General features: G+C 61.0%; 24 protein-coding genes. 7 read left to right on the forward strand and 17 right to left on the reverse strand.

Annotated elements, in window-relative coordinates; genetic code table 11:
- Positions 1-163: 163 nt before the first annotated feature.
- Positions 164-550 (forward strand): hypothetical protein, encoded by a 387-nt coding sequence (locus AC13QE_RS29170; RefSeq protein WP_488486353.1) that lies wholly within the window; start codon positions 164-166, stop codon positions 548-550.
- Positions 551-606: 56 nt separating this feature from the next.
- On the opposite strand, the gene AC13QE_RS29175 is transcribed toward AC13QE_RS29170, so the two are convergent.
- The 9 genes from AC13QE_RS29175 to AC13QE_RS29215 form a co-directional block, all read right to left on the reverse strand.
- On the reverse strand, positions 607-879 hold the full coding sequence (locus AC13QE_RS29175) for a hypothetical protein (protein WP_488486354.1): 273 nt from the start codon (positions 877-879) through the stop codon (positions 607-609).
- A gap of 266 nt (positions 880-1145) precedes the next feature.
- Positions 1146-1778 (reverse strand): outer membrane protein, encoded by a 633-nt coding sequence (locus tag AC13QE_RS29180; protein WP_488486355.1) that lies wholly within the window; start codon positions 1776-1778, stop codon positions 1146-1148.
- A 386-nt stretch (positions 1779-2164) separates the two neighbouring features.
- Positions 2165-3382 (reverse strand): MFS transporter, encoded by a 1218-nt coding sequence (locus AC13QE_RS29185; RefSeq protein WP_488486356.1) that lies wholly within the window; start codon positions 3380-3382, stop codon positions 2165-2167.
- A 149-nt stretch (positions 3383-3531) separates the two neighbouring features.
- Positions 3532-4596: an ABC transporter ATP-binding protein gene (locus AC13QE_RS29190; protein WP_488486357.1), complete on the reverse strand. Its 1065-nt coding sequence runs from the start codon at positions 4594-4596 to the stop codon at positions 3532-3534.
- Positions 4593-5522, reverse strand: coding sequence for a PfkB family carbohydrate kinase (locus tag AC13QE_RS29195; protein ID WP_488486358.1), 930 nt, complete (start codon positions 5520-5522; stop codon positions 4593-4595). Before AC13QE_RS29195 ends, AC13QE_RS29190 begins: the two co-directional genes overlap by 4 nt.
- Positions 5523-6545 (reverse strand): SIS domain-containing protein, encoded by a 1023-nt coding sequence (locus AC13QE_RS29200; protein WP_488486359.1) that lies wholly within the window; start codon positions 6543-6545, stop codon positions 5523-5525.
- The gene (locus AC13QE_RS29205; RefSeq protein ID WP_488486360.1) at positions 6542-7387 is read right to left on the reverse strand and encodes a carbohydrate ABC transporter permease; all 846 of its coding nucleotides are present in this window, start codon (positions 7385-7387) and stop codon (positions 6542-6544) included. Before AC13QE_RS29205 ends, AC13QE_RS29200 begins: the two co-directional genes overlap by 4 nt.
- The gene (locus AC13QE_RS29210) at positions 7387-8271 is read right to left on the reverse strand and encodes a carbohydrate ABC transporter permease (protein ID WP_488486361.1); all 885 of its coding nucleotides are present in this window, start codon (positions 8269-8271) and stop codon (positions 7387-7389) included. Before AC13QE_RS29210 ends, AC13QE_RS29205 begins: the two co-directional genes overlap by 1 nt.
- Before the next feature lie 74 nt (positions 8272-8345).
- The gene (locus AC13QE_RS29215) at positions 8346-9584 is read right to left on the reverse strand and encodes an extracellular solute-binding protein (protein ID WP_488486362.1); all 1239 of its coding nucleotides are present in this window, start codon (positions 9582-9584) and stop codon (positions 8346-8348) included.
- Positions 9585-9813: 229 nt separating this feature from the next.
- Here AC13QE_RS29215 and AC13QE_RS29220 point away from each other — a divergent pair, with 229 nt between their 5' ends.
- Positions 9814-11016, forward strand: coding sequence for an ROK family transcriptional regulator (locus AC13QE_RS29220; protein WP_132721798.1), 1203 nt, complete (start codon positions 9814-9816; stop codon positions 11014-11016).
- A 3-nt stretch (positions 11017-11019) separates the two neighbouring features.
- Here AC13QE_RS29220 and AC13QE_RS29225 read toward each other — a convergent pair whose 3' ends face one another.
- A complete protein-coding gene (locus AC13QE_RS29225) occupies positions 11020-11355 on the reverse strand; it encodes a DUF6665 family protein (RefSeq protein ID WP_488486363.1) in 336 nt (111 codons plus the stop codon).
- Between the two features lie 12 nt (positions 11356-11367).
- On the opposite strand from AC13QE_RS29225, the gene AC13QE_RS29230 reads away from it, so the two are divergent.
- On the forward strand, positions 11368-11529 hold the full coding sequence (locus AC13QE_RS29230; protein ID WP_488486364.1) for a hypothetical protein: 162 nt from the start codon (positions 11368-11370) through the stop codon (positions 11527-11529).
- Between the two features lie 80 nt (positions 11530-11609).
- Entirely contained in the window at positions 11610-12143 is a 534-nt protein-coding gene (locus AC13QE_RS29235; RefSeq protein ID WP_488486365.1) for a methylated-DNA--[protein]-cysteine S-methyltransferase, read from the forward strand.
- 96 nt (positions 12144-12239) lie between these two features.
- Here the strand turns inward: AC13QE_RS29235 and AC13QE_RS29240 are convergent, their stop codons facing one another.
- From AC13QE_RS29240 to AC13QE_RS29260, 5 genes are all read right to left on the reverse strand, one after another.
- The gene (locus AC13QE_RS29240) at positions 12240-14243 is read right to left on the reverse strand and encodes an aldo/keto reductase (RefSeq protein ID WP_488486366.1); all 2004 of its coding nucleotides are present in this window, start codon (positions 14241-14243) and stop codon (positions 12240-12242) included.
- A gap of 51 nt (positions 14244-14294) precedes the next feature.
- Positions 14295-15383 carry an ABC transporter ATP-binding protein gene (locus tag AC13QE_RS29245; RefSeq protein WP_488486367.1) on the reverse strand — a complete coding sequence of 363 codons (1089 nt, stop codon included), beginning with the start codon at positions 15381-15383 and terminating at the stop codon, positions 14295-14297.
- Positions 15384-15398: 15 nt separating this feature from the next.
- Positions 15399-16235: a carbohydrate ABC transporter permease gene (locus AC13QE_RS29250; RefSeq protein WP_015338242.1), complete on the reverse strand. Its 837-nt coding sequence runs from the start codon at positions 16233-16235 to the stop codon at positions 15399-15401.
- Entirely contained in the window at positions 16232-17092 is an 861-nt protein-coding gene (locus tag AC13QE_RS29255; RefSeq protein ID WP_488486368.1) for a carbohydrate ABC transporter permease, read from the reverse strand. Before AC13QE_RS29255 ends, AC13QE_RS29250 begins: the two co-directional genes overlap by 4 nt.
- 175 nt (positions 17093-17267) lie before the next feature.
- Complete coding sequence (locus tag AC13QE_RS29260) at positions 17268-18542, reverse strand: ABC transporter substrate-binding protein (RefSeq protein ID WP_488486369.1); 1275 nt, start codon at positions 18540-18542, stop codon at positions 17268-17270.
- An 86-nt stretch (positions 18543-18628) separates the two neighbouring features.
- Between AC13QE_RS29260 and AC13QE_RS29265 the strand changes: the two genes are divergently transcribed.
- Together AC13QE_RS29265 and AC13QE_RS29270 are read left to right on the forward strand one after the other, a co-directional pair.
- On the forward strand, positions 18629-19579 hold the full coding sequence (locus AC13QE_RS29265) for a helix-turn-helix domain-containing protein (RefSeq protein WP_310235838.1): 951 nt from the start codon (positions 18629-18631) through the stop codon (positions 19577-19579).
- Positions 19580-19643: 64 nt separating this feature from the next.
- A complete protein-coding gene (locus tag AC13QE_RS29270) occupies positions 19644-20414 on the forward strand; it encodes a TIM barrel protein (protein ID WP_488486370.1) in 771 nt (256 codons plus the stop codon).
- Here AC13QE_RS29270 and copD read toward each other — a convergent pair.
- On the reverse strand, positions 20411-21295 hold the full coding sequence (gene copD / locus AC13QE_RS29275) for a copper homeostasis membrane protein CopD (protein WP_488486371.1): 885 nt from the start codon (positions 21293-21295) through the stop codon (positions 20411-20413). The two genes, AC13QE_RS29270 and copD, sit on opposite strands and share 4 nt — an antisense overlap.
- Before the next feature lie 351 nt (positions 21296-21646).
- Here copD and AC13QE_RS29280 point away from each other — a divergent pair, with 351 nt between their 5' ends.
- Entirely contained in the window at positions 21647-22420 is a 774-nt protein-coding gene (locus tag AC13QE_RS29280) for a metallophosphoesterase (protein ID WP_488486372.1), read from the forward strand.
- 7 nt (positions 22421-22427) lie between these two features.
- Here AC13QE_RS29280 and AC13QE_RS29285 read toward each other — a convergent pair whose 3' ends face one another.
- Positions 22428-23909, reverse strand: a complete 1482-nt coding sequence (locus AC13QE_RS29285) for an NAD-dependent succinate-semialdehyde dehydrogenase (RefSeq protein ID WP_488486373.1) — start codon at positions 23907-23909, stop codon at positions 22428-22430.
- Between the last annotated feature and the right edge of the window lie 25 nt (positions 23910-23934).

The following is a 23934-nucleotide window of genomic DNA, read 5'->3' on the forward strand; positions in this document are numbered from 1 at the left end:
AGCGGTCGATAAACTAACCATAACCTGAAGGCCGCAAGGAAGGTAACCGCCAGATCCTCGGGCGCCAGACAAAAAGCGGCTGACGCCGGAAAGCGCAATGCTGCCGTAATCCATGAAACGTACCTCTGCCTGCAATCCCTCTCCAGTTGCAAAGGACGTTCTGATGCCTGCCATTCGCATGAAGCAGCTCCCCCGTGGAATTGCTGCGCTCATAGTCCTGCTGATTCTGTCGGCCTGTGCCTCGCAGATCATGAAGAGCTATATTGGCGCGCCGATCAGCAGCGTGATGCTGGACTATGGTCCGCCGGATAATGTCTATGATCTAGGCCCGGGCGCGCGTGCCTATCAATGGCGCAAGCAGAAGACGCAGGTGGTGTCAGGCCAATCCAGCGGCGAAATCCGGGATACACGTCGCGGCAAACGTTATGAAGTCACCGAAACGCCCGGCTATGTCGAGCATACGGAATGTTTCTACACCTTCTATACCCGAGGCTCCGGTCCCGATTGGTATGTAACGAGTTTTCGCCAACCTTCGCTTGAATGCGAATAAATCCCTCCAGCCGTCCAGCGGAAGCCGGATGATTCCGCTGCTCGCAAGGGATCAACTCAATCCCGGCCTGGTTCGTCGATTTTGCCCCATCGCCAACGCCATGGGGCATCCCCTTTCCACCAGGCAACGAAAATCAGCAATGCCGTCGGGACGATGATCGCCGTGGTGTAGTCGATTGGATGACTATCCGCATTAGGCCCGTCGACGAAGATAAAGGCCATCAGCACCAGCGCATAGATAACAAGCGCCATCCAGCCCTGCCAGCAGCAAGGCCGGCCGGCTCCGTAACCATAGGCTTTGACATGGAACCACGGGGCTTGGTGTCTCATGCGGTCGGATCCTTCGGCGGATCAGTCATCGCTCCGCTGCACTTTTCCACCGGGATTGTCCGGCAACTTTCGGGCAACCGCAAGACCGCCGATCGTGCGAAACGCGATGGCAGCGAATGGTTCGATTGCATAGGCATGACGCGGCTGACTTTCATGATCGAAAGCGGCGAAAGCGCTGATTTGGGGTTCGATCAGCCATCCTCCGCCGCTCTCCGTCAGGCCCGCCTTGGCTTGAAAAAAGCGTACCGACCTCTGCAAATCGGCGATCAGAAGCGATAGTTCAGGCCGGCCTTGATGACGTGATCGCGCAGATCGGTCTTCGACTTGCCGCTCGATGTTGTCGTGGAGACGTCGTTGGTCATGACGTAGTTATATTCGATCTTGGCCGACAGGCCGCCGCCGAAGCCCTGTTCGACGCCGCCGCCGACAAGATAACCCTGCTTCCAGCTGCCCGAGGTAGAAACGCCCCTGCCGCCTTCGAACTTCGTCATCGTCAGACCCGCGGTGCCATAGACCAGCGTACGGTCGAAGGTCAGGCCGGCCTTGGCCTTGGCGGCGCCGCGGAAGCGCTCTTCCACCTTGCCGTTCGGTACGTGCAGTTCGTTGTTTCCGAGATAGGAGCCTTCCAGTTCGGCGCCGACGATGCCTGGTCCCACCTGGAAATTGTAGCCGGCTTGCACGCCGCCGGTCAGCCCCTTGCCGCTGGCGAAAGGGTTGAACCTCCGCGAGGCGATACCGCCATGGGCACCGAAATAGGTGCCGCTCCACTGAAAGGCCGGCGGCCTGTCATAGGCGGAGGCATCCGGGGCCTGATAGGTGGTAAGATCGGCGGCTGATGCATTGTTTGCGGCCGCCATGGCCAGAGCCGCGAACAGGAAAGATTTTACGCTGAGCGACATTGCTAACTCCATACGAAACCCATGCGCCACTCTCGACGCTTGCAAGGTCTCTGTTGCGTTGGAGAACCGGATATCGGTTCCTGCTGCTCTCCGGGACCGGACCGCCTTGGGGAGCGGGTCGTCTTCAGGAGATGGAGGTCATTTTGCCGGCGAGAATTGCAGGTACATTGCAGGATTGAAAATCTTCAGAAATTATCTAATATTTTAAGATAGTTGATCGGATTTCCTTAACTATTTGTTAAGGTCTAGCGGTCGGAATGTCCCGATGGGTATGCAGGACCTTCGTCCGTTGGCTTGATGATGGCGTCTCTGCCAATCTCGATCGTGAAGTTCATTTCCCGACCGATTAGCGTCCTTGCGCGCAGTCTACCTGCCCATCCTTCGTTTTAGTCGACTGCTTGCGGCTCCTCGTAATGAACGGATTCCAGCCACGCCGCGCCGACGGCCGCGCCCAGCGACAGCAAGAATGCCAGAAAGATGCAGGTCGTGCGAAATGAGGTCAGACCCATCGCAGCGCCTGTCAGCATATATTCGACCGGCAGGAATAGCAGAGCGATCGAATAGGAAAGACCCATCACATGGGGTCGGCGGTCGCGTGGCGGCCTCGATTGCAGGATCGCGACGAAGGCGGGTGAAAGCCAGCCGTTCGCCAATCCGGCGACGAGACCGGCCACCATCATCGTCATCGGCGAAATCTCGATCCATAGAATGCCCATCGAAAGCGCCAGGCCGAGCAGAGCCTTGGAAACGATAGCCGTAGGCGCCGGTAAGACATGGCGCGATGCGAGATGCAGGTTCATCATGATCGTGCCCGTCGCCGATGCTGCAACGAAGAGCCCGAGCCACGCCACCGATTCGCCCTGCAGGCGCAAGGCGGCCGGCACGATGAAAATCTGCAGTACCATGAAGAAGCCGAGCGCCGCGCTTGCGCAAAGAGCGAATGGCAAAGACACGGCTGCAGGGCGGAACCGCCTGCCGGCGTGGAGGATATCGCCAAGCTTCGGCGTCGGCCCCAGCCGGAACCGCGGCAGGCTGAAGAACAGCAGCACCATGGCGATGAAATTGCCGATTACGATCCACCATGCCGCATCTTTCGGGCCGATGACGGCAATGATGAAAGCGCTGGAGGCAGAAGCCGTCAACAGCAAGAGGCCATCGATCGTATCGTCGATGGAAACCGCTGTGGCTGATGACAGCCTCGAAAGCCGGGCGATTTCCGGCGTCTTTGCCTCGGTGGCGACAGTTGCCGGGCCGTCGAGGATCGACCCTGCGAAGCTGAGAAGGAGGAAGGCGCCCGGATGCAGGAAACCCGCCATATAAAGGATCGCGATTATCAGCGACGCCACCATGCCGATCTTCGCGGAGATGAGCGCGGTGTGGCGCGTGCCCAGCATCTCCGCCACATAGCCGGCAAAGACCATGCCGATCAGAAGAACCGTGCCGTTCACGAAAGCGATCAGCGCCATGCACACGACGCTGCGGGTGAGATCGTACATGATCCAGGGATAGAGGACGGCTGCAAAGGCATGGCTGGAATTCAGAGCGACATTGCTCAATTGAAGCCCGACGAAAGGCCATCGCACGCGGCGTTGAAGTTGAAACATGGCTCTTTCCTGACGATCGTTTGCATCGTCAGGTTCGGCGCTCCGCCTTGCGGCAACATTGCGGAAATAAAATTATTGCAGGCGGACTCCGGGGACCACAGAGGCCGCCTGCGCACCCTTAGCGATCATGTCTCCAGGGGTGCGAAGATCTATTCGCAGCGCTGGCCAGTCGTGCGATCAAAGAGATGCAGCGCGCCGGCATCGAAGCCGAGTTTGAATTTCTGTCCTTCGGCAATCACTGTGCGCGGCGGCAGGCAGGCCATCAGCCGCTGCGAGCCCGCCTGCGCTGTCACGATCAGTTCGGGGCCGGTCAATTCCGCGACTTCGCATATGGCTTCGAGCTTGCCGCCCTCATCGAGATGCAGTGTTTCCGGCCGGATGCCGATGACCAGCTCCTGGCCTTGGTTGATCGGCGCTTTCGTCGACGGCATCGGCAGGGTGATCGAGGTGCCGTCGATGCGCAGCGAACCCTGGTCAGCGGTCGCGTTCAAAAGGTTCATCGGCGGCGCACCGACGAAGGTCGCGACGTAAAGTGTTGCCGGATGATTGTAGATTTCGTCCGGCGTGCCGAGCTGCTCGATCCGGCCGTCGCGCATCACGGCGATGCGCGTTGCGAGCGTCATCGCCTCGATCTGGTCGTGCGTCACATAGACGACGGTGGTCTTCAGCATCTGGTGTAGGCGCTTCAGCTCGGTGCGCATCTCCATGCGCAGCTTGGCGTCGAGGTTGGAGAGCGGCTCATCGAAGAGGAAGACCTCCGGGTTGCGCACCAGTGCCCGGCCGATCGCGACGCGCTGGCGCTGGCCGCCGGAAAGTTGGCTCGGCTTGCGCTCCAGCAGCGCTTCGATCTGCAAGAGCTTCGCCGCCTCGCGCACCGCCTTGTCGCGCTCTGCGGCAGGCACCTTGCGCATTTCCAGGCCGAAGCCGATGTTGCGGTGGACCGAGAGGTTTGGATAGAGCGCGTAGGACTGGAACACCATGGCGATGTCGCGGTCCTTCGGGTGAACGCCGAGCACGGAGCGATCACCGATGCGGATATCGCCGCTGGTTGCCTCGGCAAGCCCGGCGATGATGTTGAGCAGCGTGGACTTGCCGCAGCCTGACGAGCCAAGCAGCACCAGGAACTCGCCGCTTTCAAGCGAAATATCGATGCCTTTCAGCGTCTCCACTTCGCCATAGCTCTTGCGGATGTTCTGGATTTCGAGCGCGCTCATTGAACGGCCTCCTCGGATGCTTGGGCCGGGCCGTAGCTGCGCGGCAGAGTGGAAATGGCGCGGGAAGCGACTGCGGTCCCCGCCGAAAGACAGGCTGCAATCGGCTCTCCGCGGGCAAGGGCGGCCAGGAAGCCGGCATTGAAGACATCGCCGGCGCCGATCGTATCGACCACTGTGACTTTTGGCGCCGTAGCCGAAACGAGCCTGCCGTCAGCATTGATGGCGATCGCGCCATCCGGACCGCGCTTGACGACGAAGATGGCATCTTGAGGCATCAAAGCATGGAGCGCGCGAGCGGCTTCGGCAGGATCATCCATGCCGGCTAAGGTCGTCGTCTCGACTTCGTTCATGAGCGCCACGCCGCAGCGGGAAAGCCAGCGCCGCGTGGCATCGCAATTCTTTTTAGTCCAGCCGTCTAGCGGCCAGCCTGTGTCGAGCGCGACGGTGATTCCATGCTTCTCAGCCCAGTCGAACAAGGCATCGTAATCCCGCGTGAGATCCTCGGTGAGGAAGGCGCCGCAGAGCAGCGCATAGCCGCCGGCAAGTCTCCCGCCATCGAGAACCGCAAGTACGTCAATGAGATTGAACCTTGGCAGGTGGCCACGCGTCGTGAAGAAGGTGCGCTCGCCATCGGGATGGGTGATGCCGACCGAGAGTGTCGTCCCCTCCGGACGTACCGGCCACTTGCTGCTGCGCGCGCCGAAGGCCTCGCTGAGCCAGCGTCCGAACTGGTCGCTGCCGACATTGGCCGAAATCTCGTAATCGACACCAAGACCTTCCCAGGCAAGCGCGCTGTTGCCCGCCTGACCGCCGACGCGCAGCTCGTCGTGATCGACGATGATCTCGGTGCCGGCCTTCGGCCATGGTGCTGCGGGTCCGAGGATCAGGTCAATATTGACGTTGCCGATGACTGCAAGCGGCTTCATTCATTCGCTCCGGGTGATCTTGGTCGAGCGAACCGGCGTGCCGGCATTCTCCACCCGCTCGTCGGCAAAGGCGATCATCAACGACTGGGCGACGGGCAGCATCTGGAAGATGGCGGCAAGACCGATTTCCGGCTTGAAGCGCAGCGTGACGCAGCCGGGCACAGGCTCTTCCTCGGAGCCGTCAAAGATGATTACGGGCGCACCCGTCTCGACGGCGGAAACGGCCATCGCGGTTACGAGGTTCGCCGTTGCATCATTGCCGCGGAAGAGGACGACGCCGATCGAGGGACCGAGCATTTCCATCGGACCATGGCGCAGTTGGCCGCCTTCAAGCGAGAAGCAGGGACGACGGGAAAGTTCGGTGAGGCCGAGCGCCAGCGCCTCGGCCACGCCCTGCAGGCGGCGGCCTGAGGTGACGACCGTCGCGACATTGGCGAGGGCCGCAAGTGCCGGCTTGATATCGAGCGCTTCGGGCGCACGAAGCACGGCGAGCGCTCGAGCCGGATCCTGCCCCAGCGCGGCGAAGATCGCCAGATGCAGCGCGAAGCTGACGGTAAGGCTGCGGGTGGCCGCAAAGGCAAGCTCGGTGCCGCCGGCGCCGACGAGGGATGGAGCGGTCCTCGCAAGGAAGGAGCCGCCTTCCAGCGTCAGGCCAAAGGTCTCGGCAGTGCCGCCCGTCTCGTTGAACCAGCGCACCACTTCGGCGCTCTCGCCGGATTGCGAGGTCATGAAGATCGTGCGGCCCTCCAGCGACAGCGGCTGGCCGAGGTGTTCGGAGAGCGGCAGCGCGATCGCATCGATGCCCGCTGCGCGATAGAGCGGCTCAACGGCGCGGTTGACGGCGTGCGAGCCGCCCATGCCGAGCAGCAAGAGCTTGCCGGTGCGCTTCAGCGAGGCTGCGGCCTTGGCGGCCATGTCGCTTGTGGCATCGAAGGAGGCGAGTGCATCGGCATGCTGGCGAGCCATTTCGCGGTCGATCGCGGCGAGCCCCTCGGGGCGTGTTTTCTCTTTGGTCATGGTCATCCCTTGACGCCGCCATTGGTCAGGCCCGAGATCAGGGCACGTTGCATGACAAGGCCGATCAGCACCGGGGGCAGGGCGGCCAGCACACCGGCAGTCGCGATCAGTCCGTAATCCGAGACACGGCCGCCGGCCAGATCCGCTATGGCGACGGTGAGGGTCTTGGCGCGCTGGTCTGACGTGAAGAGCAGCGCATAGAAGAATTCATCCCAGGCAAGCAGGAAGGCGAAGAGCGCCGAGGTCGCCATGACAGGCATGGCAAGCGGCAGCGTGATGATCTTCAGGGTCTGGAACAGCCCAGCGCCATCGATCATCGCCGCAGCCTCGATCTCCTTCGGGATAGAATCAAAGCCGGATTTCATCAGCCAGGTCGTAAAGGGCGCGAGAATCGTCAGATAGACGAGCGCCAGTCCGAAGACGTTGTTGAGCAGGCCGAGATAGGCAAGGCCCATATAGAGCGGTACGGCGAGCGCCACCGGCGGCAGCATGTAGGTGGCGATGACCATGGAAAGCGACCACCCGACGGATGGCGTGCGCGACACGGCCCAACCGGCGGGGATGGCGAGCGCAATAGCGGCGATGGTCGCCATGCCGGCGACTTCGATGCTGTTGCGCAGCGACGAGGTGAAAGCCGCGCCCTCGCTGTTTTCCAGCATCGACAGCAGCACTTTGTAGCGTGAGAAGTCCGCCGTCTGCGGCCACCAGCGCAGCGGCTTGGCGGCAAGGTCGGCAGCCGGCGAAATGCTCATAATGAAGAGCCAGGCGATCGGCGCCAGGATGACGACGGCGAGCAGGATGGCGCATACATAGATGAAGCAGGTGAAGAGCGGGCTCTTGCGTTCCATCAGGTGGCACTCCCTGCTGTTTTGCGGACGAGGGTGGCATAGGCGGCGGCAAGCACCGTGACCAGCAGCGTGACGATGAGGGCAAGCGACGCGCCAGACCCTGCCCGCTGGAAGGAGAAGGCTTCCTGATAGACAAGGATCGACAGCGTGCGCGTGCTGTTTGCCGGGCCGCCGCGCGTCATGACCCAGATGATGTCGAAGACCTTGAAAGCCTCAATGGTACGCAGCACCAGCGCCACCATCAGCGGTCCCACAAGATAGGGAAGGATGACGAAGCGGAAGCGCTTGAAGGGGCCGGCGCCGTCAACCAGCGAGGCGGCGGTGATATCGCGCGGCACGGCCTGCAGGGCGGCGAGCGCAATCAGCGCCACCAGCGGGAAATTCTTCCAGCAATCGGCGACTATGAGTGCCGTGAGCGCCGTGCCCGGCTCGCCGAGCCAGGAACGATAGGCGTCGAGCAGGCCAATTTGGGTGAGGGCCGCGTTGAGCGCGCCATATTCGGGATTGTAGATCAGCCGCCAGAGCGTTGCGTTGACGACGGTCGGCAGCGCCCAGGGCAGGATCATCAGCGCGCGCAGCACGCCACGGCCCTTGAAATTCTGATTCAGCAGCAGGGCGGCCAGCACGCCGAGCACCATTTCGGCGGCGACGGAGACGATTGCGAACCAGGCCGTGGTGATCAGGGTGCGCTGGAAATTGGAATTCGCCAGCATCTTTGCATAGTTGTCGATCCCGACGAAATTGCCGCCGGTTCCCACAAGCTTCGCATCGGTGAAAGAAAGGCCGACCGTGTCGACGAGAGGCCAGCCGATGACGGCGATCATCACCACAAGCAGCGGCAGCATCAAAAGCCAGGCGCGGGTTGTCATAGAGGTGCCGGACATGGCGGGCCCCTTCTTTCATTCTTCATGGAGGATCAAGAGAGGCGGGCGGCAACTAGTACCGCCCGATAAGGGTATCAGAGACCGCTATTGTCGGCAGCAGACTTCAGCGCATCTTCCGGAGAAGATTGGCCGAGCAGGGATTCCTGGATCGCCTGCTGCAGTGCGGTCGACAGTTCCTGATATTTCGGCGTCGTCGGACGCGGATACATGGCCGCGAGGCCGACCTTTGCGGCCGCGATCAGTTCTTCCTGGCCTTTTGTCACGGCTGGATCGTCATAGGACGACGCCCAGATCGGCAGGCTGAGCTTGGCATACTGGTTCTGCGTTGCCTGCGAGGTCATGAAAGTGATGTACTTCCAGGCCTCGTCCGGATGCTTGCTGGCGGACGTGATGCCAAGGCCCATCGAACCGTTGACGGCAGAAGCCTCGCTCTTGCCGGCAACGCCCGGTGCCGGTACGACGCCGACCTTGCCCGCGACCTTGCTGTCCTTCGGGTCATTGGCCATGTTGTACATGTAGGTCCAGTTCAGCGCGAAGGCGGCGTCGCCGTTTTCGAAGACCTTGCGGACATCCTCTTCGAGGAATTCCTTGGAGTTCGGGTTGGTGAGGCCGGACTTGTAGCTTGTGACCATGTACTTCAGGGCATCGAGGCCGCCACCGGTCTGGAAGGCCGGCTTGCCGTCCTTGATGAAGTCGCCCTTATAGGCGCTGACGAGCGTTGCATAGTCGCAGATCGCGGCCTCGGCCTGCGACCAGCTCCAGGCGATCGGGGTGGCGAGAAGACCCTTGTCCTTGATGATCTTCGCCTGTTCGTTCAGTTCGTCCCAGGTCTTCGGCGGCGTCTTGATGCCGGCCTTTTCCAGGATGTCCTTGTTGTAGAACAGATACTTGGTGTCGAGGATCCACGGCATGCCATAGGACTTGCCGTCATACTGGACCGTCGTCCAGGCACCCGGCAGCACGCTCTTCTTCGTGTCGTCGGAGATGCGCGAGGAAACGTCGACCAGAACCTTGTTGGTCGCGTATTCGGCAGGCCAGATCACGTCGAAGAGCACGACGTCATAGCCGCCGCCGGACCCTTGAGCCAGCACGGTCTTGTCGTGCAGGCCTTCATAAGGGACGAATTCGAGATTGACCTTGATGTCCGGATTGGCCTTGGAGAAGGCATCCGTCATGGCGCGTACGTCGGCTTCGCTATAGGCAGCCTGTGCCATGAAGAGGGCATTGATCGTGGTTTCGGCAAAGGCGTGCGAGGCGAAAGATGCGCCGATCAGCGCTGCGCCGAGCAATGTCTTGTTCAATGATTTCAACATTCCATCCTCCGGTTTTTTGACAGTCACGCGATTTTTCCAATGGCGGCTGACGTCGCCATCGGTTGTCGAGCAGGCAATTGGCCGGGCTGGCCGCCGAACATCAATCGGCGCGTCTCTGAGCCATAAGGCTCCGTTTTGTTCCCTGATGAAACTCTGTGGTTTCTTTTAAGTCAATTGTCTTGACTAATTTGTTCTTCAATATTCTATTGCTGTCAAGAGGCAAAAACAGATGAACGATATTCGCCCGATCAGGGCTACGAGCGGAACGAACCATGAGGGCACCAGCGCCCATAACCGGCGGGTGATCATCGACGCCCTCAGGCTGAACGGCGCGCTCTCCCGCGCCGACCTTGCGCGCGCCACGCGCCTGACAAAGCAGACAGTCTCCAACATCATGGAGGAGCTGGAACACGACGGGTTGGTGACCTCAAGGGAAACGGTGCGCCGCGGCCGCGGCCAGCCCTCGACTCCCTATGGCCTCGTGCCGGAAGGTGCTTTCGCCATCGGCCTGCAGATCGACCGCCACATCACCCGCGCCATCGCCGTCGACCTCGTCGGCAATGTCCTCATCCGCAAGGAAGCGAACCTACCGGCCGGTGGCCCGGCAACGGGCACGCCCGTTGTCCTGCAGCTGGTAGAGGATGTGCGCAGCGAACTGAAGCAAAGTGTCGCGCAAGCGGAGAAGCGCCTCGTCGGCCTCGGTGTCGCGATGCCGGGCCCGTTTGGTATCGAGCAGGAGGATGCCGACAATCCCTGGATGATGGGTGCCTGGCAACGCTTTCCGCTGCTGGAAACGCTGTCGGCCGGAACCGGCCTCAACGTCACCCTGCAGAACGACGCGGCTGCCTGCGCGACCGCCGAGCGCATGGTCGGGGCCGCGCATGGGCTCGACCATGCCGTCTGCCTCTATGTCGGCTACGGTATCGGTGCCGGGCTGATCCTCGGCGGCGAGCTCTATAGTGGTGCCCATGGCAATGCCGGCGAAATCGGCATGGCGCTGCTGACATCAGGCGGAAAACAGACCCAGCTCGAGCATCGCGCCTCGCTGGCTTCCCTGTACGATCACCTCGGCGTCGATCCAATGGCGCCTGATATTTACTCGCTGATCAATGATCGAGCTGCCGCCGACGATCCGGATATTCTCGCCTGGATCGAAAGGGCGGCGATCGATCTGCGCTGGAGTGTCCAGCTCATCGAAACCGTCTTCGATCCGCAAACGGTGATTCTGTGCGGCGGTGCCCCCGTCGCGTTGGCAACACGGCTGATCGCCGCCATGCAGCCGCTGTTGCCCTCCAATGCCGATCGTCCCGACCGATTGCTGCCGCGCCTGCAGCTCGGCATGACCGACCCTTGGGCTGTAGCGCGCGGTGCGGCGGCGGAGCCGATCGGCCACGCCTTCGATCCGCGTTTCCAGGCGATTTTGAAATCCTGATATTCAGGGATGTCTCGGGCTGGCCCCGAGGCGCGCAAGCACCTTGTTCGGAATGCCATAGCGCTGGATGACATCGCGGCCGTTGCGCAGACCGCAGATCTCGCGATGGATGAACATTCCCCAGACGGCTTGCGCCGCGATATCCACCAGCCGCTCGTGCTCCACGCCATCCTTGCCCTTGGCTTCGCCCTCTTGCAACGCGGCAAGCGCCGCTTCCACCTTCATGCCATGATGGCCGAGCGTGCTGGCGCGTTCCGACATCATCTCATATTCGAGGATGCCGAGGCCGGTTTCTTTGGTTTGAGATGGATTGAAGTTGCGTGGCGGGCGAACTGTCATATCGAGCTCCGCATGCTTGACGATCTGGCTTTCCGCGATTCTACACAATTCCAGCCCATTCCCCAAGCGTGCGCATGGCGGCTGCGTTATCTTGCGGCTGAGCAAATGAATCAGGAAATGCCGGGATTTTCCTACCCGTCGTCCGTTTTCGGGTGGTTGGCGACCGTCATTTGAGGTCCAATAGGGACATAAGCGCTCCATCCGAGGCAATCTCGCCCGATGCCACGAGTGTAATTCAAAGAAAGGATATCGGCATGACCAAAGCTCAAAAAAATGCGGAAAAACAGTATGTCTATCGGACTATCGATTCGCCCGTTGGCGCCCTGAAGCTCGTCGGCAGCGATGATGGACTTGCCGCGATCCTCTGGGACAATGATCGCCCGGGCCGCGTGCCGCTGCTGGTCGTCACCGAAGACAACAGCCATCCCGTGCTGCTGGAGACCGAGCGGCAGCTGCGCGAATATTTCGCCGGCAAACGACAGATTTTCGATCTGCCGCTCGACTTTGTCGGAACGGAGTTCCAGCAGAAGGTCTGGCAGTCTCTGCTCGCCATCCCCTTCGGCGAGACGCGCAGCTACAGCCAGATCGCAAACGAGATCGGTTCGGCAAAGGCGATCCGCGCCGTCGGCGCCGCCAATGGCCGCAACCCGATCTCGATCATCGCACCCTGCCATCGCGTAGTGGGATCGGCCGGCGATCTCCGGGGATTTGCCGGCGGTCTCGAGCGCAAGGCCTATCTGCTGCGCCTCGAAGGGGCTGATACGAAGACATTCGATTTCGCCGCCTGATCATTTGGCAATTATCAACGACGCATATGCAAAAGGCCCATCCGGTTTCCGGATGGGCCTTTTGTGTCAATAATGCCTTTGAACGATAGGCCTATCTCAGCCCTCGAGCCACTTCACCTGTTCCGGCGTCAGCTTGATGTCGAGCGCCGAGAGGCTGTCTTCCAGTTCGGCGACCGTGCGTGGGCCGATCAGCGGGATGACCGGGAAGGGCTGTGCGACGACATAGGCAAGCGCGATATGGATCGGGCTGCGGCCGAGCTTCTGCGCCAGTTCGATCGCCCTGTCGCGGCGGCCGAAATTGCGGTCGGAATACCAGACGCGAACCAATTCCTCGTCGTCGCGCTTGTCGCGGCCGGCGCGGTCGGTAAAGAAGCCGCGGCCCTGGCTCGACCAGGCGAAGTTCGGGATCTGCTTGGCGTTGAGCCAGGCCTTCCATTCGTCGTCGGAGGCGGCGACGCATCCGGCCCAGATCGGATCGAGCATTTCCGCCAGCGAGAAGTTGTTGGAAAGTGCAGCCGGTGCCGTCTTGCCGTTCTTCTGAGCATAGGCGATCGCCTCGTCGAAGCGGGCGCGCGTCCAGTTCGAGCCGCCGAAGATGCCGCGAATGCGGCCGGCCTTCACCTCGGCATCCATCGCATCGACGAACTCGCCGACCGGAACGTCGGTATTGTCGCGGTGCATGAAGTAGATGTCGACATAGTCGGTCTTCAGGCGGTTAAGGGATTGGTCGAGCTGCTTGGCGATCACGTCCGGATAGCAAAGCGGCGAATGCGCGCCCTTGCCGATCAGCACGATCTCCTCGCGCGGCACGTTGCGGCTGGTGTGCCAGTCGCCGAAAATGCTCTCCGTCTTGCCGCCGCCATAGACATAGGCCGTGTCGAAGGCATTGCCGCCGGCTTCATAGAACGCGTCGAGCGTCAGCGAGGCGGCTGCGAAATTCGGGAAGAACTCGAAGCCGAGCGTGACGAGCGATGCCGGCTTGGAGATGCCGGGAATGCTGCGCTTCGGAATGCTGTTGCCCTTGGTGACGGTCGCGCCGGCGATGTTCTTCGTCCGCTTTGCTGCCTTCTCGATGCTATATTCGAGGCCGATCGAGGCGCGCCATTGGTCGAGCACCTTGAGGTTGCCGATCGAATCGGCCCAGCCGATGCCGGGATAGGCGAATTCCTTTTGTCCGGCGCGGATGGCATCGCCGGCCGCATCGACTTCGAAGGAATAGAGCCAGCGATCTTCCTTGACCTCGATCGTCTGGGTTTCGCCGCCCTTGATCACGTTGATCTTGCCGACGCCGCCCTTATGGCCGGAGGCGAACCAGAAGTCGGCGACTTCGATACGGCCTTCGGAGCCGATGATGCGCAGCGTGTTGTCCTGGTTCGCCATGATCGAGCAGGACACTTCGGCAATGATGCCGTTCGGGAACTTCAGGACGGCGGAAGCCCATTCGTCGACGCCAGTCTGGCCGAGATGGCCGACGCCGGAGACCTTTTCAGGATCGAGGAACGGCTTGCCGTCGACCGCACCGGCGATCAGGCGGGCCATAGAGACCGGATAGCCGCCGACATCGAGGATGCCGCCGCCGGCAGTCTCATTGGCAAACAGCCGGTGTTCCGGATTGACCTTGCCCATGTTGAAGCCGAAGGAGGTACGGATGATGCGCAGATCGCCGATCACGCCGCTCTTGACGAGTTCGATCAGCTTCGCCGTCTGCGGATGGACGCGATACATGAAGGCTTCGCCGGCGAAGACACCGGCTTTCTTGGCCTCGTAATAGATGGCCTCCGCATCGAAGGCGGAAAGCGCGATCGGCTTTTCGACGAGCACATGCTTGCCGGCGCGGACCGCCTTGATCGCCCATTCGGCATGGCCGGTGTGCGGCGTGGCGATATAGACGGCGTCGATTTCCTTGTCGGCGAGCAGGGCTTCATAACCGCTAACGATGCGCGCGCCCGGGAAACCGTCGCTCAGGCCCGGCTTGTCAGGATTGCGGCTGGCGATGGCCACCAGCTTGCCGCTGTGGGAATGGGCGATACCATCGGCAAAAGTCTGTGCGATCCTGCCGGGGCCGATGATGCCCCAGCGGATTGGTGTCTCAGTGGTCATGGAACGATCCTTTCCTAAATCTGCATGCTGTCTTGGGAGTAAGGGCAGCGCCTACCGCAATCGGTTGCCGGCGCTGTCGAACAGGAATGTCTTGGCGGCCGAGAGTGCCACGGTGAGCTTGTCGCGATTGCCCGTGTTGCGGGACTCCTCGCGCTCGATGACGATCTGCTCGCCGCCTTCGACATTGGCGTAGATGTAGCTGGTATTGCCGAGATGCTCCGCGACGTCGACATCGACGGTCATGTCCACATCACCCCGTCCGGCCTCGAGGAAATGTTCCGGGCGGACGCCAAGCGTCACCGGCTGGCCGACCTCCAACTTTGCCGAGGAGACGGGCAATGTCAGGCGAACGTTGCGCTGACCCTTGAGCACGACGGCGACGCGGCCCTGCTGATTGTCTGCGACCTCCGCCTGCAGGAAGTTCATTTTCGGCGAGCCGACGAAGCCGGCGACGAACTGGTTGGCCGGATCGTCATAGAGATCGAGCGGCGCGCCCACCTGCTCGATGTTGCCGCCGCGCAGCACGACGATCTTGTCGGCGAGCGTCATCGCTTCCGTCTGGTCGTGCGTGACGTAGATCATCGTGGTGCCGAGCTTCTTGTGAAGGCGGGAGATTTCCACGCGCATCTGCACGCGCAGTTCGGCGTCGAGGTTCGAGAGCGGCTCGTCGAACAGGAAGATCTGCGGTTCACGCACGATGGCGCGGCCGATGGCGACGCGCTGGCGCTGGCCGCCGGAGAGCTGTTTCGGCCGGCGTTGCATCAGCTCCGTGATCTGCAGGATCTCGGCCGCCTGCTTGACGCGACGGTCGGTGTCGGCTTTCGGATTGCCGTTCATACGCAGCCCGAAATTGAGGTTCTGTTCGACGGTCAGGTGCGGATACAGGGCATAGGACTGGAAGACCATGGCGATTCCGCGATCGGCCGGCTCCACATCGTTGACCACTCGGCCGCCGATCTTGAGCTCGCCGCCGGTAATGTCTTCAAGCCCGGCGATCATGCGCAACAGCGTAGACTTACCGCATCCGGACGGCCCGACGAAGACGACGAACTCTCCGTCCTTCACCTCGAGATTGGCGCCGTGGATGATTTCCAGCGAACCGTAGCGTTTGACGATATTGGTAAGAGACAGTTCAGCCATACGGGTCTCCCGGAATTATTTGATTGCGCCGGCGGCAATGCCGGCGATGAAGTGGCGTTGCAGGAGAACGAAGATGATGAGGATCGGCGCCGTCAGCATCACGGCACCGGCCATGATGCCGCCCCAGGAGACCCTGGTGAGGCCGATCAGCGTTCCGAGCGCCACGGGCGCGGTCATCATCCCCGGCCGGGAGTTGATGAGCAACGGCCAGAGATAATTGTTCCAGGAAGCCAGGAACAGGATGATGGCGAGCGCCGCCATCGTCGGCCGCGCCAGCGGCAGGGCGATGCGCAGGAAAATCTGCCATTCCTTGACGCCCTCGACGCGGGCGGCGTCAAAGAGTTCGCCCGGCATCATCGAGAAGGCCTGACGCATGAAGAGGACGCCGAGCGAGTTGAAGAGCGGCGGTACGATCAGCGCTACCCACGTGTTCGCCAGCCCGAAATCGCGCGCCACCATGATGAATTGCGGAATGATGACGACGGAGTAGGGCAGCGTGATCGTGCCGAGGATGATGCCGATGACACCCGAACGGCCGGCGAACTGGTAGCGCGCCAAAGCCCATCCAGCCATCGACGTCAGCAGCACAGACAGGCAGGTATAGACGACGGCAACGACGATGGAGATCGTCATCGCGCCGACGAAGTTGGTGTCGGCCTGCAGGTTCCGGAAGTTGTCCATGAAACCAGTCGACGGTGTCAGGACGATGCCGGGGCTGAAAATGCCGTAATCGGGCATGGTCGAGAAGACGAACATCATCCAGATCGGAAACAGCCAGATGATGGCGAGCGGCGCCAGCAGGCCGTGCAAGGCGATCGAGCGGATCAGAGTGGATTTGGACTTTGATTTCATTTCGGTTCGCGCCCCACCCAGAGATTGAGAAGAGAGATGGCCACCGCAAGCGCCGCCATCGTATAGGCGATCGCAGAGGCGTAGCCGAAGTTGGTCGACTGGAAAGCCTGGCGATAGAGCAGCAGGCCGAGCGTTTCCGTCCCGCCGCCAGGCCCTCCTCTATTGGTGATCAGATATGGTTCGGTGAAGAGCTGCATGGTGCCGATGACCGACAGGACGACGCAGAAGAGGATGATCGGCTTTAAAAGCGGCAGGGTGATGTGGATGAACTGCTTGAAGCGGCTGACGCGGTCGAGGGTCGCGGCCTCGTAAACATCCTCGGGGATCGACTGCAGCCCGGAAAGAATGATGATGGCGTTGTAACCCGCCCAGCGCCAGGTGACGGCGATAACGATGAGTACCATTGCGGCATGCGAGTCCGCAAACCACGACACCGGCGCTATGCCCATGCCGCCGAGCAACTTGTTGATGATGCCGAAGTCGACGTTGAACATTAGGCGGAAGACGGCGGCATAAGCCACTTCTCCGACAACCACGGGTGCGAAGAAAGCAAAGCGAAAAATGCCACGCGCCTTCAGCAGCGGCGAATTCAGCAGCACCGCCATGACGGTGGCGAGCGTGATCATGACCGGCACCTGAACGATCAGGATGATCAGCGTATTTTCAAGCGCATTGTAGAATGCCGGATCGCCGAACAGCCGCCCCCAATTGAGCGACAGATTGAAGGTCCAGGGATTAGCCCGGGTATTCTGGAACGATATCAGGAACGAATCGATGATCGGCCAGACCCAGAAAGCGGCGAATACCAGAAGATAGGGTGCAAGGAACGCATAGGCGCTCCGGTTTCGCAACCGCATGAAAGCCTTCTCCTTTAGCGCAGGAAAATGATGCGTGACATCACATCCCCGCCGCCCCTAGAGCGTGACGCCGAAAAATGTAGGCGGTTTTCGGACGACGTCACGCGCTACTTCTTTGATGCTAGGGCGGCGGGGATGCCGGGCGCGGCTTGGGAGGCACGCCCGGTAGTGTCACTCATTTCGCGAGCGGCAGACCTGTCGCCGAAGCGATCTGCTGGGCTGCATCGTCGAGCGCGGCCTTGCCATTCGGATAGCCACCAGCGAGATATTTCGTCTGGACAGCCTTTATGACCTCATCGGCATCACTGAAATACTGGGTGCCCGGGCTCGGGTTGATTTTCGGCAGGGTGGCGAGAATATCGGCCCAGACCTTTTGCCCGCCCCAATAGGGCTGCGGCTGATTGACGAAAGGATCTTGGACCGCCGTCAGCAGCGACGGCACGAGGCCGAAGGATTTCAGCATGGTCACCTGGCCCTCATTGGTGCCAAGTGTGTATTCGAGAAACTTCCAGGCGGCTTCCTTGTGCTTGGATCCGCTGGCGATTGCGAGCGACGATCCGCCAAGATTGGCTGCGTGCGGGCCGTCGGCCGTCATGCTCGGCATCGGGTAGACGCCCCATTTGCCGGCAAGATCCGGTGAGGTGGAGCGGACAGTGCCTTCATACCAGCCGCCATAGAGCTGCGACGCCACCTTGCTTGCCGTGTTCGCCTGGATTTTCTCGTTCCAGTTCGCGGCGCTCATCAGGCCCGCGTCCTTGATTTCCTTTACCTTCTCCAGTGCCTTGACGCAGCCGGGCTGATTGACGGTAATGTTTTGGCTGTCACCTGAAAAATACCCACAGCCCTGTTCGTTGGCGAGCATGCGGAACCATTCGGTGTCGCCGTTGAGATCAGCCTGCGTCATGATCACGCCCGGATTGGCGGCGGAGATCTTCTTGCCGGCGGCGATGAAATCGTCCCAGGTCTTGATCGTTGCCGGATCGACGCCTGCTTTTTCATACATGTCGCGGCGATAGAACATGGTGACCGGCCCGGAATCCCATGGCATCGCATAGGCTGCATCGCCGACCTCAAGCTCGGCGCGCTTGAAATCCGGGAACTGCTTCTTCAGCTCATCCTTGTAGCCGAGCTTCGTAAGATCGGTCAGGCAGTCCGGAAAGCGGTTCCAGAAGATCGAAGCCTTGTGGTTTTCGATCGACACGACGTCGGGCAGCCCATCGCCGCCGGCAGCGCAGGCAGCCAGCATCTTGTCGAAGACCCCTGGGTTGCCGATGTCTTGAACTTCGACCTTGATGTCAGGATTTTTCTTATTGAATCCCTCGACCGTCGACTTCAGCGCCGACGCGGCGATGTTCCAACTCCATACGGTAATGGTGGTTTGCTCAGCAAAGGCAGAACCGGAAGCAAGCAGGGCAGCAAGTGCCGTCGCTCCAGCAAGTTTTAAACGCATTGAAAATCCTCCCTTTTCAATTGCCGTCCTCAGTAGAACACGCTTAAACTATCCGCCGGTACGCTTCTGTCTCCTAAAAAGGGAACATGGACTTGGCGAAAAGTAAGGTGGGTCAACGGGCAGTTTATCAGCCGGGTGCAAGCAGTGTCGAAGGGCTCCCAAACGTCCTGCAGATGTTTCATAACCAGCCGTTGCCGATGGCAAAGCCGCATTGGCACGCACAGGTGGAAGTCAATTACATTGTCCGCGGGACCGTGCACTACCGCATAGGCGATCACGAGCTTACTTTGCGAGCCGGTGAGATCTGTCTTTTCTGGGGCGGCCAGCCGCATCAGCTGGACGAACTGTCCGACGATTCGATCTATGCCGGCGCGCATCTGCCGCTCGTGCATTTTTTCCGCCTGCGCCTGCCGCTTGATATCTCCGGCCGCCTCATTCGTGGACAGGCATTGATAAGCTCGGCGACCGATGCCGCCGATGACGAAAACTTCGCCAGATGGCATCGCTATGTCATGTCTGGCGACGGCGCCAAGGCGGAACATGCCGTCGCGGAGCTCCTGCTGCGTTTGGAGCGCATCGCTTTCGAGCCCTATCGCATGGTTCCGGAAAAGACTGGGAATGCGGCCAATGACCAGGCTCATCCGCAATCTTCGCGCAGCCTCGCGCGAATGTGCGATTTCATCGCCGATAATTTCCTCCATGACATCGATACGGTTGACATCGCCAAGGCGGCTCACCTCCATCCGAAATACGCAATGAACCTCTTCAAGAAATCCACCGGCATGACGCTGGCCAAATATGTGAACCTGCTGCGCCTTTCGCGGGCGCAGGCGATGTTGATGCGCGACGGCGCCAATGTTCTGCAGGTCGCCATGGATAGCGGCTTTGGCTCCATCAGCGCTTTCAACAAGTCCTTCCGCCATATTGCCGGGATGTCGCCTTCCGATTTCCGGCGCGACATGCGCGTGCTCTCAGCAGTGAAGGTAGAGGCCATCAAACCTTCAATGCCGCGGCTGCCACAGCAGTATCATCGCTAGAGAGGCTTGCCGTTGCGCATGATCTCGCGCATTGCTCCTGACCAAATCGAGGGAGGAGAATCTCATGCGACAGTTTTCAGCCTGTATCGAGTGGTTGTTTGCGCGCGACGGCGATGCTTTTGCCGATCGTGTCCAGCTGGCACATGCGGCGGGACTCGATGCGGTCGAGTTCTGGCACTGGACGAACAAGGATCTGGACGCAATTGCAGCTGCCGTCGCCGAAACCGGTATTGCAGTGTCCGGCATGGTGGCGGAGCCGATGATAGCGCTGACGAATCCGGCAAACAAAGAAATTTGGCTGCAGGGGCTGCGGGAGTCCGTTGCTGTCGCCCAGCGCCTCGGCGCGCCAGTTCTGATCGCGCAGGCCGGCGATGATCTGGCGGAATTTTCCCGCGCCGAGCAGCGCGCGGCCATTGTCGCTACCCTTCGCGCCGGTGCTGACCTTCTAGAAGGCTCCGGCGTCCGGCTCGGCCTTGAGCCGCTGAATACGAAGATAGACCATGTCGGTTATTACCTGTCTTCGACGGCGGAGGGCCTTGATATCGTCGATGAGGTCGGCCGTCCGGAAATAGGCATTGTCTACGATCTCTATCATTCGGCCGTCATGGGCGAGGACACGCAGCAGGTGATCGGCGATCGCATCGACCGCATCGTCCATCTCCATGTTGCCGATCATCCCGGCCGCAACGATCCCGGCACCGGCCATATCGATCTGGCGGAACGGCTGGCTTGGCTGTACGCCCAAGGCTATCGCGGCAGGGTGGGCCTGGAATACAAGCCGACGACACAAGATCCGGCGGCCGTTCGGTCGGTCGTGAAAGCGCTCGGGGGCTAGACCGGCTCCATCATGCCAAAGACGGCGACCAGCGCGATAACGATAATGCCGATCACGATCTCGGAGATACTTCCGAGCCGGAGGGCCAGCAACGCGCGGTCCGGCTTGCGGCTGATCCAGGGAACGAAGACGTAGCGGTTGATGATCGCCAATACGGTCATGACGGCAACCAGGGCGATCTTGATGGCAAGCAGCTTCTGATAGGACGAAAACCAGTCCGTCGGCAGGCGTTTCAGAATCAGCAGCGTGCTGACGATGCCGGAGAGAATGACCAGTGCGACTGCAACGTGACCGGCATTGGAGAACCGGCGCAACGCCACTTGCGCTTCCGTCCTATATTCCGGCCGGCCGAGAAGCTTAAGGATAGGGATCAGCGGCACCAGCGCCCCCAGCCAGCCGCCGCCGGCAAGCACGTGCAGGATATCATTGGCCCGGTGCACCTGCTGCATCCATCCCTCCAGCATCGAGGCATGCCCAGTCAATGACAGAGAGGCAAGGCCAATGCCGGCGCCCAGGGCCAGCCCATGGCGGCACCGGCTCTGCGGCAGCAGCGAGGCGCAAATCATCACGATGGCTGCCAGCGCCTGCGCTTGCCAGGCGAGCCCGACCGTGGTTTCGAAAGCCACTTCATGGATCATGCCGGCATCGAGCGCATCGCTCCAGCCATTGCCGATATCCGCCGTCGTCACCGGCAGCGCGGCCAGTGCCGTTAAAACCGCAACCACGGCAATCAGCACAAACGGTCTCGCAATCATGCGCCAAACGGCGTCGGCAAGTGCTCTTGGTACGAGGAGAGAGAGATAGGCGCATGCGCCCCATAGAAGCATCAAGGATGCATCATGCAGAAAGCGGCAGAGTTGGAGCGCTGTCGTCGTATCCATCACGGCTTCACGATAGGTTTACAGTCGCCATGAATGGGACGTTCCAATTTGAGGCGGCAGCCCTCGTGCCGAGGCCCCAACTTCTGGGTTTCCAGGGTTGACGGCGGAAGGTCTCGCGCCAGCGTGGGTAGCGCGATAAGATTGCGGATACGCACTGTCAACTTTCTCCATGCATAAAGGTGCCGTTCGGGACGCTTTGCCGCAAGGCGGGTTGGTGCTGCAGGTTCGGTCCTGCTGCCAGAACCGTGACCAGCGATAATTTCCGCCTTTCTGGCAAAGAATCGTCGCTTTTGAGTTCTTTTTGCAGACACAGTTGAGGCGTTCCGGGGTGTGCGCTCGAAAGGCAGTTTCATGGCGGCGTCCAGGATACGCGAAAAAATGACCAATGGCTTCGACCATCGCCGACGCCGGGAATGGCTCGAACACCTCGACATGCCCACCTACGTCATCGGCGATGTCCACGGGCGTTACGATCTCCTGAGCGCGCTGGAGCGCAAGATCTTTGCCGACGCGGCGGGGCTTCCCGGCCGAAAGCTCATCATCATGCTGGGGGATTTTATCGATCGCGGTCCTGCCTCGGCGCAGGTCGTCAGTCGCCTGATGGCGCCGCCGCCGAACGGTTTCGACCGCATCTGCCTGACCGGCAATCACGAGATGGCGATGCTGTCCTATGTCGATGGCGACATATCGCTTGAGGATTGGGTGGCGCTCGGCGGGGATGCGACGCTCGCCTCCTACGGCGTGGATATCCCTCGTTTGCAGCAGCTATATCCCAAGCGGAAGAAGCTCGATACCTTTATCCGAAGCTGGCTGCCAGAGGGTCATGTCGATTTCCTGCGCCGACTGCCGATCCTGCTGGATACGCCAGAGGTGCTATTCGTCCATGCCGGCATCGATCCGGATCGGTCGATTGCCGATCAGCAAGACGACGACCTCGTCTTCATCCGCTCACGCTTCTACGACAGCGCACAGCCGCTGCCGAAGCTGATCATCCATGGCCATACACCGATCCAGCAGGCCGAAGTCAATGGTCTCAGGCTCAATCTCGATACCGGCGCCTTTTACACCGACCGGCTGAGCGCGGCCCGCCTGTGGCAGGGCCGCATTCATATCACCTCAACCTGATAGCCGGCTACAGATTGCCGATGCAGAGATACTTCATTTCGAGATAGTCGTCGGCGCCATGGCGCGAGCCTTCACGACCGAGGCCGGATTGCTTGATGCCGCCGAAGGGTGCCGTCTCTGTCGACATCAGGCCGGTATTGATGCCGACCATGCCGTATTCCAGCGCTTCCGCCACGCGCCAAACCTTCTTGAGGTCACCGGCGAAGAAATAGGCGGCGAGGCCGAATTCGGTGTCGTTCGCCTGGGCGATGACATCCTCGACGGTGTCGAAGCGGAAGAGCGGTGCCACCGGCCCGAATGTCTCCTCGCGGGCGACCTTCATGCTCCGGTCGACGCCAGTCAGGATGGTCGGCGCAAAGAAGGTGCCGACGCCTTCGATGCGCTGGCCGCCCGCCAAGACGCGAGCACCCTTCGAAATGGCATCCCGAACATGGTCTTCCGCCTTGGCGACGCCCTGTTCGTCGATCAGCGGCCCCACGGTTACGCCCGGCTTGAAGCCGTCACCGACGGAAAGTTCGCCCACTTTTGCGGCGAGCTTGGCGGCAAAGGCGTCGTAGACATTGGATTGCACATAGATGCGGTTGGCGCAGACGCATGTCTGGCCGGCATTGCGATACTTCGAAGCCATGGCGCCTTCGACGGCTGCGTCGAGATCGGCATCATCGAAAACGATGAAGGGCGCATTGCCGCCGAGCTCGAGGCTGACTTTCTTGATCTGGTCGGCGCACTGGCGCATCAGGATGCGTCCGACTTCGGTCGAGCCGGTGAAGCTGATCTTGCGCACCTTCGCATTACCGCAGAGCTCGCGGCCGATCGCCGGGCCATCGATGCCGACGATGATGTTGAGGACGCCTGGGGGAATGCCTGCCTCCTCGGCAAGCACGGCAAGCGCGATCGCCGTCAGCGGCGTCTGTTCGGCGGGCTTCGAGACCACGGTGCAGCCGACGGCCAGCGCTGGCGCGATCTTGCGGGCGATCATCGCGGCCGGGAAATTCCAGGGCGTGATCGTGCCGACAACGCCGACCGGCTGCTTGATGACGACCATGCGCTTGTCGTTGGAGGGGGCGGGGATGGTTTCGCCGTAGATGCGCTTAGCTTCTTCCGCATACCATTCGACATAGGAAGCAGCGTAGAGAATCTCGCCTCTGGCTTCAGGAAGCGGCTTGCCCATTTCGGCGGTCAGGATTGCCGCCAGCTCATCGGCATTGGCGATCATGAGATCGAACCATTTCCGTAAGATTGCTGCCCGCTCTTTAGCCGGACGGGCGGCCCAGGCGGTCTGGGCGATATAGGCGGCATCGATGGCTGCGGTCGTCTCGGCGGCGCCCATATCGGGCAGCGTCGCGAGCACTTCGCCGGTGGCGGGATTGACGACATCGAATGTCTTCGTCGCCCGGCCAGCCGTCCAGGCGCCGTTGATATAACCGGCGGCGCGCAGGAAGCGCGAGGAGAACGGCACATGCTTGGTCATTGCTGTTGTAAAGGACATGCTATGCACTCCGACAGGTTTCACC

This window comes from Martinezella sp. CNPSo 3957, from assembly GCF_057784395.1.